General features: G+C 42.2%; 9 protein-coding genes and 1 pseudogene. All 10 read right to left on the reverse strand.

Features of this window, described 5'->3' with window-relative positions; genetic code table 11:
• Position 1: 1 nt before the first annotated feature.
• A complete protein-coding gene (locus tag B3C38_RS03710; RefSeq protein ID WP_117507892.1) occupies positions 2-1,078 on the reverse strand; it encodes a DUF1972 domain-containing protein in 1,077 nt (358 codons plus the stop codon).
• A 1-nt stretch (position 1,079) separates the two neighbouring features.
• On the reverse strand, positions 1,080-2,180 hold the full coding sequence (locus tag B3C38_RS03715) for a glycosyltransferase (RefSeq protein ID WP_286725454.1): 1,101 nt from the start codon (positions 2,178-2,180) through the stop codon (positions 1,080-1,082).
• 59 nt (positions 2,181-2,239) lie between these two features.
• Positions 2,240-2,752 carry an acyltransferase gene (locus tag B3C38_RS03720; RefSeq protein WP_286725457.1) on the reverse strand — a complete coding sequence of 171 codons (513 nt, stop codon included), beginning with the start codon at positions 2,750-2,752 and terminating at the stop codon, positions 2,240-2,242.
• Between the two features lie 7 nt (positions 2,753-2,759).
• Positions 2,760-3,644, reverse strand: a complete 885-nt coding sequence (locus tag B3C38_RS03725; protein ID WP_286725459.1) for a glycosyltransferase family 2 protein — start codon at positions 3,642-3,644, stop codon at positions 2,760-2,762.
• A gap of 49 nt (positions 3,645-3,693) precedes the next feature.
• Positions 3,694-4,839, reverse strand: a complete 1,146-nt coding sequence (locus tag B3C38_RS12595; protein ID WP_414630898.1) for an EpsG family protein — start codon at positions 4,837-4,839, stop codon at positions 3,694-3,696.
• Between the two features lie 19 nt (positions 4,840-4,858).
• Positions 4,859-5,839 carry a hypothetical protein gene (locus B3C38_RS03730; RefSeq protein WP_286725461.1) on the reverse strand — a complete coding sequence of 327 codons (981 nt, stop codon included), beginning with the start codon at positions 5,837-5,839 and terminating at the stop codon, positions 4,859-4,861.
• A gap of 33 nt (positions 5,840-5,872) precedes the next feature.
• Positions 5,873-6,952 (reverse strand): polysaccharide pyruvyl transferase family protein, encoded by a 1,080-nt coding sequence (locus B3C38_RS03735; RefSeq protein ID WP_286725463.1) that lies wholly within the window; start codon positions 6,950-6,952, stop codon positions 5,873-5,875.
• A 16-nt stretch (positions 6,953-6,968) separates the two neighbouring features.
• The gene (locus B3C38_RS03740) at positions 6,969-7,967 is read right to left on the reverse strand and encodes a nitroreductase family protein (protein ID WP_286725465.1); all 999 of its coding nucleotides are present in this window, start codon (positions 7,965-7,967) and stop codon (positions 6,969-6,971) included.
• Positions 7,958-9,436 carry a lipopolysaccharide biosynthesis protein gene (locus tag B3C38_RS03745; protein WP_237957994.1) on the reverse strand — a complete coding sequence of 493 codons (1,479 nt, stop codon included), beginning with the start codon at positions 9,434-9,436 and terminating at the stop codon, positions 7,958-7,960. Before B3C38_RS03745 ends, B3C38_RS03740 begins: the two co-directional genes overlap by 10 nt.
• A 98-nt stretch (positions 9,437-9,534) precedes the next feature.
• Positions 9,535-9,670, reverse strand: a pseudogene (locus B3C38_RS03750) (dTDP-glucose 4,6-dehydratase); the annotation flags it as partial.

A 9,670-nucleotide genomic window follows, 5' to 3' on the forward strand; every position in this document is an offset into this window, starting at 1 on the left:
TTCAGTAAAGCGCCTCATATTGGCCGACAACTCTTTGCCATGTATAATATTTATTAGCCAACCATTTTAGGTTGTCGGAAGCACAATCGTGCGAACACCCGGCGGCAAAAGCCACTAATTCTTCCGGAGTGCTCCAGTAACGAGCTTTGTGACCAGTCGTCTCCCGGTTATATCCCACATCGAACGCCAGAATCGGAGCATCGCAAAACATAGCCTCCACAAGCGACGGATTAGTTCCGCCAGCACTATGTCCGTGAATATAAAACAAGCATTGTTTCCGCAGCACAAAGAGTTGTTCCTTGTCATAGACCGGATCGACAATATGAATATTACTGAATTTTCCGTATTCGGTTTTCAGCTCCCGGCCATACACACCTACGTTCCAATTGCCGATAAACACAAGCGGGATATCGGTTTTTGAAAATGCCTCCAGAATCAGATGACAATTATTTTCCGGTTCGATACGGCAAATCGTGCAGGCATATGCTTTCGCCTCAACCCCGAAGCGTTCGAGGATTTCGTGTTGTCGGAGAGGGTTGACTGGAACCACGGCATGATCCCCGCCATAGGCGATCAGAATCGACGGTTTATGGTAAGTTTCTGTGACATAATCCTGGATTACTTTGTTGTCCGCAACTACGTCATCGGCATACTTGACCGCGATCCGTTCGGACAAGAGGAGAAACCTGCGCGCCCACTTACCCCATTTGTCCCGCTTATGTTCCAGGCCATCAATATTGACGACAATCTTTTTACGGAAAAACAACCGGTACAATGGCAAGAACATACACCCGGAAACGCCTAAGATAAGCACAACGTCATACCCCCAGCCAATGGTGCGAATCAACGACCAAATATCATACAGAATGCTTTGTATACCATTTGCATACAACGGCACGTATTTGAGCCGGGCATTTTTATACGTTTTCAATCTGGTCGGATAAACTTTGCCACTGCAAAAAACAGTATAATCCACATCTTCAGAACAACACTCCCCAATCAGGTTTTCCACAAGGGTTTCAAAACCTCCGTATTTCGCCGGCACACCGACAGTTCCGATAATCGCGACCTTTTTCATATTACCGTTTTATCCACGCATCGAATTGCTGCTTAAACACCTTTATTTCAATCCGGTTAGTATACCGAAAATAATCTTCGTCCAGAAAAAAAGCCGCAGAGGAATGCTGCCCTATAACCGAAGCAAGTGTCGCGGCATATGCCGGGACATCCTTGTCAGACAGGATGCCGAAACTCGGGAATTCAGTCAGCATTTTATTGAAATAAGGGACGTCGCTCGCAAGGATCGGTTTACGGAAATAAAATGCCATTTCAAGGATTCCGCTCTGCGATGTTTTACGATACGGCAACGCCACATAATCGGTATGTTTGTAAAGATATACCAGTTCGTCGTCCCCGATATGCCTGAGTATAATCTTAAATGCAGCTTTGTCCAAAGGGTGCACCCGGTATACAGTCCCGTCGAAATCCTTTCCAGCAATAATGATGTTCGCCTTGCTGCGAAGCTTCGGCTCCAGCATATTGACCGCTGATATTAGAATGTCAACACCTTTGTCATAGGTGATATTCCCGAAAAACAGGATATTTACCTTATCTTCTGCAACTGAGGAAACGATATCTGCTCCGACACGGCGAATATCGTATTTTTTCGAGAAACAATATTTGAAATGCGGTACAAACAGCCGGACTCCTCCGTACCCGTACTCATCCAGCAAATCGTTCGTCCGCTGGGAATGTACGATGACACTCTTGATCCGCTCGGAGTATATTTTTTTGAAACGTCGCTTCAAATCGGCATTGTCATCTACGTTTTGCGCAATCGCTTCATGAATGTCGATTATGCTTTTCCCGGCAAGGGAGACGATATACATAAAAGGCAGATCAATGGAGTTCCCATAAGTCAGATAAATGAAACAGGACTTTCTGTTACGCAAGACAAAACCCAACAACATCAAATAGTTCCACAGCAGACAACATATTTTACGGAGTTTACACCCCTTGTATTGGTGCAAGAAAAAAGGCTTATTAGTGTTTTTATCTGCATAATTCGACAGAACGGAAATATCCAGTCCCGGAATTGCACTCAGAACCCGGCAAAATGCATCGTTGTAATAATGCATCCCGCAATGCATCCCGATATAATCGACAAGGTATATTTTCATAAATATGGAAAAGATACATTGATGGAAAATGGAGAAAAAGATACAAGTTATCGCTCAGATTACCTCGGTTTGAAATCATCCGTATCGACAGGAATTTCTGATTCGTCTCGATACCTGTTGCAGATAAACCGGACGGGGACACCAGCCCAAACCTGATAGGGCGGAATATCCTTATTTACAACGGATCCGGCCCCAATGACAGCTCCGTCGCCGACCGTAACCGGTTTGGTAAACACGGAATTGCTTCCGATATATACATTCCTTCCGATATGGATTTCTCCCCGATAATAGGCATGCTCTTTCAAATTCCAGACATCGTAATAATGAGAAAGCAGAATACATCCATCCGTAATTGCAGTTCCTTTACCTATAAAAATATCTTCAGGATGAATAGTGTCTATAGAGATTTTACCAATCCTAACTACGCCTTTCTCTATCGAAACCCCCAACCGTCTATATATTTTGGCTCGAAGAAAACGTGACATAGGGAAAACGCCACAAAATCTAAAACAAAGTATTTTTATATATCGACTAAATTTAAAATTATATTCAGCTCTCTTATATTTATCCATATCAATACTAAAAAAATAAAACTTTCAATAACTTTTTACGTTTTTCCGGAGCGTCTTTTCGCATTAACAGGAGCGGAAACCACAACACGGCATTGCATAATTTATAAGACCAGAAAAGGGAATAATTATAGTGTTTCCTGATGTATAATAACTTACTGCGGAAAATATTTTCAATGCGATTGAAAGACCATGACCTTGTATTCGAAGGATCGCTTCCTCCTTCGAGATGTATTATCTCAGGCCCGTCTATAATAAGCCTCTCATAACCGGCTTTCGACATCCGGAATTGCCAGTCAACCTCCTCGCAATACATGAAAAATGCAGGATCAAACGCCCCCAATTCGTCATAAACCGTCCGGGGAACAAACAGATCGGCACCGGTAATATAATCAACTGGTTTAGGCTGTTGAACCGATGCCGGACAGAGATGGTTGCGTTTTTTCAGAAACCGGAAATACTTACCCAGCACTTCTACGATCTCGCCCAGCGGCGTTATAAACCGCCCATACGAATGTATATTCCGTAGGTTCCTGTCTTTGAGGATAGCTCCTAACGCGCCGATTTTATGCTCCGGATTCTTTTCACAGAAATCGAAAAAATATTTCACGGCATTATTGAGCAGGATCGTATCCGAATTCAGAAAAAAAAGATAACGCCCTCTTGCCTCCCGGATGCCAAGATTATTCGCCCGGCCGAATCCCAAATTTTGATCGCTATAGATATATCTGATGCGCGCATCCTGTGAAAAAACCTCTTTACTGCCATCCGTCGACGCATTATCCACCAATATGATCTCATATTCGAGCCCCAAGGTTTTATCGGCAATGCTATCGATGCAATCCGACGTCAGTCCCAATGTATTATAGTTAACTATGATAATGGATACATCCATGTCATTCAAGAATTCACTATCCTCCCATTATTCAAACAGGACGGGGCTATTAGTTATAATTATAATACATCCATTTGTTGTTTTCGCTGTACATAATGGCCTCCCGCTCAGGCGACAACTGAGGGTTCAATACGGAATAGTACGGATAATACCTGTTATAAAAATGGTATCCCATATATTCAGCCGATTGGTAAAACCCGATCTGATACAGTACCATGAGTGTCATCCACACGGGGATATACACCCTCTTGAGAGCCCGGAGCCTCGAAAATATTTCAGAACAGACGGTAATGGCAAATATAACAACGAAATCGTAAAATCTGAAATACTGCGGCAAACATGCGGAGACCGCCATCACCAACAGGATAAAGAGAAAAAAGCCAGATAACGGGCTCTCCCTGAACAACCATCGGCGCCCCGACATATAAATAGCTATCGGGACTAATAATTGTACGGTAAGGATCCTTATACGGGCCAATATCGAAAAATCGTTCCAATTCTCGTTGTATTTCACACCTTGCTGCAAAAGGTTGTCAATAAAAAGTATTCCGGTTCTTGGCGCCCAATAATTAAACAAACCCATAACTATTACAAAGACACAAACCCATGTAATATTTTTAGCATTGATTCTCCGACCGAATAGGAACGGAACTATTGCTAATAATATCGCTCCGGAATGGAATAAGAATGCGATAAGTACGTATAAATAATACAGCCCCCATTTTCTCTTAATACATGCCTGTACAGACAATAGAAATATAGCGATGGCAAGCGATTGCCGGATAGTTTCGGTATTCAAATACAGATAAGGCTTTATGAAATAAAGGAATATGCAGACGAATACCCACGGAGAATATTTCCTAAAAAAAGAAAAAATGACAGTATTTAAAAAAATGGCGTGGACAAATTGAAACAATGTAAAATCCGGAGATATCGAATACAATGCATTGGTCAACAATCGCCACAATGGCTGGAACCGGCCACCCAACTCTGCTTCGTAACCCAGATCAGCCCCATATAAATCCATGTACCGACACGTATCACCTCCGATCCTATAGCGGAGTCCCGCCAAAAGGATAAGTATGATAAGGGCAAAGTAATAATGAAATTTTTTTGCCGATTCGTTTTTGCTTCCGTATACGTCGTACTTAAAAGCCAAAAATAGCAGATAAAAACCAATAACGAAGTAGATCATGAATACATCCGCTTATTTTTTACCAATAACATCCGCCTTCGACCTTTTCGGCTCCTTTGGGCCTCTCCGATTCCAGCGGCCTGATCCAATAGTCGTTTATAAATTTTCTACAGGCCGGTTGATCCTGTATCCAACGGTTACCGTATACCCCGAACAGCATTTGGGTCCACCCGGCCAAATGAACGGCCTGTTTGCCCATCCGCTTCACGTGGGCGGCAAGCGGCATCCCGTAAGCTCCGCAACCGATCAGTGCGACATCGAAGTCGAGCCGCGAAATTTCATCTTCCATATGTTTCAGGGCTTCAAACCAATCCTTATAAATCGTCTTTGTACCTACAATGGACTGCACGGCTTTTACAAGAATCAACTCCTTGAATTCCGGAAGTACGTCCGGATCATCGAACAAGCGCTGGCGGTTATTCTCATACTGGGATTTAATCGAATCTACAAAAGGATGGACAACCAAAACTTTTTTCCCTTCTAAGTATTTCGTCCAGGGATTTTTACAGAGAAAAGGCGCATAATATCCATTCAGATTTACACGCTTGCAATGCAGATATTGGGATACATATTTTTCATTTTCAATATAAGACCCAAGAATATCAATCTCTGGAATATCATCCACGACCCGTTCACAGAACTTCCGGCCGTAATCCGACAAAACAGGGAAAAAACCCGATAATTTCTGCAATTGAAGGATGGATTGCATCCGGGACAATGACAATTCCCCTTGGAAAAACTTTTTTAACACAGCCCATGAAAGCGGCCGGGATGTAACAAGGTCGGTTACCACCGCATTAAGTTCGGTTGTCCCGAACTTCGAGATCATACAGGGCTTCCCTTCTATTAATGTTTTATATATAAAATCATTTGCCTGCTGGTCGAACAGTTCGACATATCCATAAAATTGAGAATTGTCCGCAACTTTCACGATTCCCAACTTACGGCAAATACTCCTCAATCCGTATAGTGAATAAATAAAAAGGTTGTTCTGGGTCATAAATCCGGTAATTGTAGCATGAATGGAAAAGCATTATAAGTCGAAAGAACCTAAAAAGGCATCCGTATTCAAACGTAGATCTGCGATTTTTCGTTTTACCTCAGCCCAATCTATCGATGTATGCATCTTTGCAGCAATACTGTCGGACGGATCGAGGATTCTGTCCTGAAGACCTAATGAAGAGAGCAAGGATAAAATACGGCAATTTTGCCTCGACGAATCGCCATTCTGCAATATGCACAGGAACGGACGTTCGAAGATTATCGAAAACAAAGTGCCGTGGAATGTGTTTGTCACAATCGCCCCGGCATGTTTATAATACCCCAACCACTCCTCAGGCGAGGGATATACCAAATAATCCGATGGAATATGCTTTTCACTACCTGTGGCTGCCGAGATGAAAAATTCTTTATTTACAGACTGCGCATAGCTGATAAGGTCATCCAGCCGGACTGAATTTCCGATATTCAGATTTATGAAATAACAGAAAATATAATCTGCCAGCCCGAAATCTGCGGCAGGATACTTTTCCTTGTCGATAAGCAGGGTCGGATCAGGAACATGTACAGCGCTTTTCCGGCACAGGTTATAACAAATGTCGATACCCGATTTTTCACGAACCGATATTTTGTCGAATTTACCGATCCACGGCCTTATGGTATTGGCATGCTCCGCCTGAAGTTCATCCCTCCCGAAACTTACAGCGTAAGCAATTTTCCTCGTATCGTCTCCGACAAATGTCAGAAAATTGGCGGAAAGCGTACCGGCCCAAACCTGATCGCTGCCCGTGATGTAGTAATCCGCGGCAGGGGGATCGCTATTTATCGCGGCTTCCCCAACATATATTTTGTCGCTTAATGCCAAATAACGGTCGGCGAAATCCAGAAAAGACCGCAACTGTATTTTTTTCTTGTATTCCGCTCGGCAGAAAACGACAGACTTGACTATTTTCTTCAGTCTCTGTTTTAAAGACAAACGGATAACATAGCGGATCCAATAAGGATGGTGCCCCCGCTCCTTCAAATATTCCTGAAGCGCATAGTATTGCAATAATGCCCCGTAATTGACATTGGAAACGATATATGCATAGGACGAAATGACAGCAATCTTCATATCAGATTATCGGGCTTCAGTGAATGGTGTAGATATCTTTGGCTGTTATCCGTGGGGATGACACGATTTTAAACCTTTCTGGCAGGTCGCCGCAAGCAATAAAGCAGACCACGGATTCCTCATCAGGAATTTGTAGAAGTTTCCTCAGTTTTTTATCTTCTTTGGGCAATACATACCAATTTAAAATACAATGAGCAACCTTATTATAATGTAACGCATAGCTCAAGTTCATAATAAATATCCCGACATTGGTATTGAGATCGAAAAACTCCTGAGCACCCAAAACAGAAGAGAGATCCCCCGTTACAACCAGCAGCTTGTTTACCAAATTTCCGAAGCCCCGATTTCCGTTTTGCAACGACAGACACTGAGCGATAAGATTTTTATCAACAACCACATGAACACGCGAAGGTTGTCGATTACATGCGGAAGGGGCATTTTTGGCGATATCAATAGCATCTACGATTCGGGCGACTGGGATTTCTCCGGCAAAATCCCTTATGGAATGCCTTGACGCGGAAAAATCTTTGAAATTTGAATTTATGCAGGCATAATATCCGGCTGGAGTTGAAAAATCCTGTTCCAAAACTGGAATAGACGGATATTTTCCCTTTTTATCGTCGATAATTTTTTGAATATGCGCAGGCAATTGGAAACCCGCTTTTTTATGCACATCGTCATACAAAAACAATACTGCAATCGCATCCAATAATTGCGTGTCTTTATCACCATACTTACAGATATACGAATCGATCGTTTCATTCAACGATACGATCTTTTCCTGTCCGAATCCTAACCGCATATCGTGCATAGCCAATCCTTTGTCGATCTGATGATAAAACCAGGTAAGATAAGCCAAATCCTTGCCTTTAGAATCCCTAAACGCCCCTGAATATTTATAGAATCTGGATTTATTATAATTGAAAACTTCCTTTATCACCAGATTCTGATTATACCTTATGGTTTTATAGTAATTATACAACTTAACAACAAGAGGTATTTTCTTTAGTTCCATATTGCTGATATTTTAATTTTTTCTGTTATTATTTTTGTCAGCATGCGGCGTTCTTCGCGTTTCAATCCGATAAAGTATATGGTTGAAACTGTTGAAATCAAAGAAATGACCGAGACAAGAATTAAATTGGCAAATGTCTGTGGGCCAAAATAACACAGCACCAAAGGAAGTATACATGAAACACCTGAAATCGCTATATTATAAAAAATTACTCCTTTCGTATATTCGGCTATTTTGATATCGAATAAATTTCTTATGATAATCAACCTTATAAACAGGCATATTCCACTTAAAAATATTGCAATGATCATCGTTATCTCCGGCGGAAACCCAAGTTTAAGGAATAAATAGGACAAGGGAACCGCCAACAATAATGTCGTCCCGACAGCAATCTGGTATACCTTGATTTTACCCGTAGCCTGAACTGCGGGAATGATCGTCCCGGACATACAGTCGACAAGGATATTGATGACGATTAGCCTCGCAAACAAAACCGTGTATTCCGGCACCTCGGTCAACCACAATGCAAGTAGATACTTCATCTCCAAAAGTATCGGCAAAGCGACCAAAAACAACAAATAATACGATATGCGGGAACTCTTGAACAGCAGGATTTTCATTTTCTCAAGGTCGCCGGCAGCATAATATTTGATTATCTGTGGTGTCGCGGCTATCTGCACGTTACCGGCAAACGAAGTTACCAAGGATTTCACCTGAAAAGCTATACCGCGGGCGGCATTCACGACCGGCCCGAAAAATATATTCAATAAAATATTAAGCCCTTGATCCAAACCCACATTGGCCAAACTTCCGAACAGGTTCCAGCCGGCAAATTGAAAAAGCGAAATGTATAAGCATTTATCCTTGGCTGCAATCATGCGGCATTCATAGAATTTAATCCTGCAATAGACAACATAAATCAAGGTTATTAGGAATACTACGAAAAACATTAAAAACGCATACAATTTCAATTTGTCGAAACTGAAGCAGACCAACAGGTAAACGATCAATAACTTCAAAGCTGCCTCCGCGATGCTGATCCAAGCGTAAAAACCCATCCTTTCCCGAGCAATTATCAACGCATTGTAAGGTACACGGATGATCGAGGCAAGGAAAGACAATACAGAGAAATGATATACAAAACGTGCCGCAGTCTCCCTGGCCGGCGGAATATTTAATTTATTTTCAACAAACCACAATCCGACCGTTTCCGCTAAAACCAGGATCACCAACACAAAGGCGACATATATGAATAGGGTCGTTGAAAATACTTTTCTTAATTGCACGTTATCGTTCCGCCCTATTTCAAATGCGAAAAAACGCTGTGAAGCCGATGACAATGTGTTGCTGATAAAAACACACATGGTCACAATCCCTCCGACAACATTGTAAATTCCGAAATCCTCTACACCTAATGTCTGCAATACGACCCTCGACGTATACAACCCGACGAGCATCGTAATAAGCATACGAATATACAAGGAAACAGTATTCTTGGCTATTCGTTTGTTGTTAGAGCTTATTTCCTGCATTTCGGGCCGAACGCTACATCCGTTATATGACACTTTTACCTGTCCTTATACATGCTCTGGTAGTACTCTTGGTATTCGCCAGAAGTTATGTCATCCATCCATTTTTGGTTTTGGAGGTACCAGCGGACAGTTTTTTCGATTCCTTCCTCGAACTGCAGGCTGGGCTCCCAG

The sequence above is a fragment of the Alistipes sp. UBA1686 genome (assembly GCF_002320215.1).
Taxonomy (GTDB): domain Bacteria; phylum Bacteroidota; class Bacteroidia; order Bacteroidales; family Rikenellaceae; genus Alistipes; species Alistipes onderdonkii.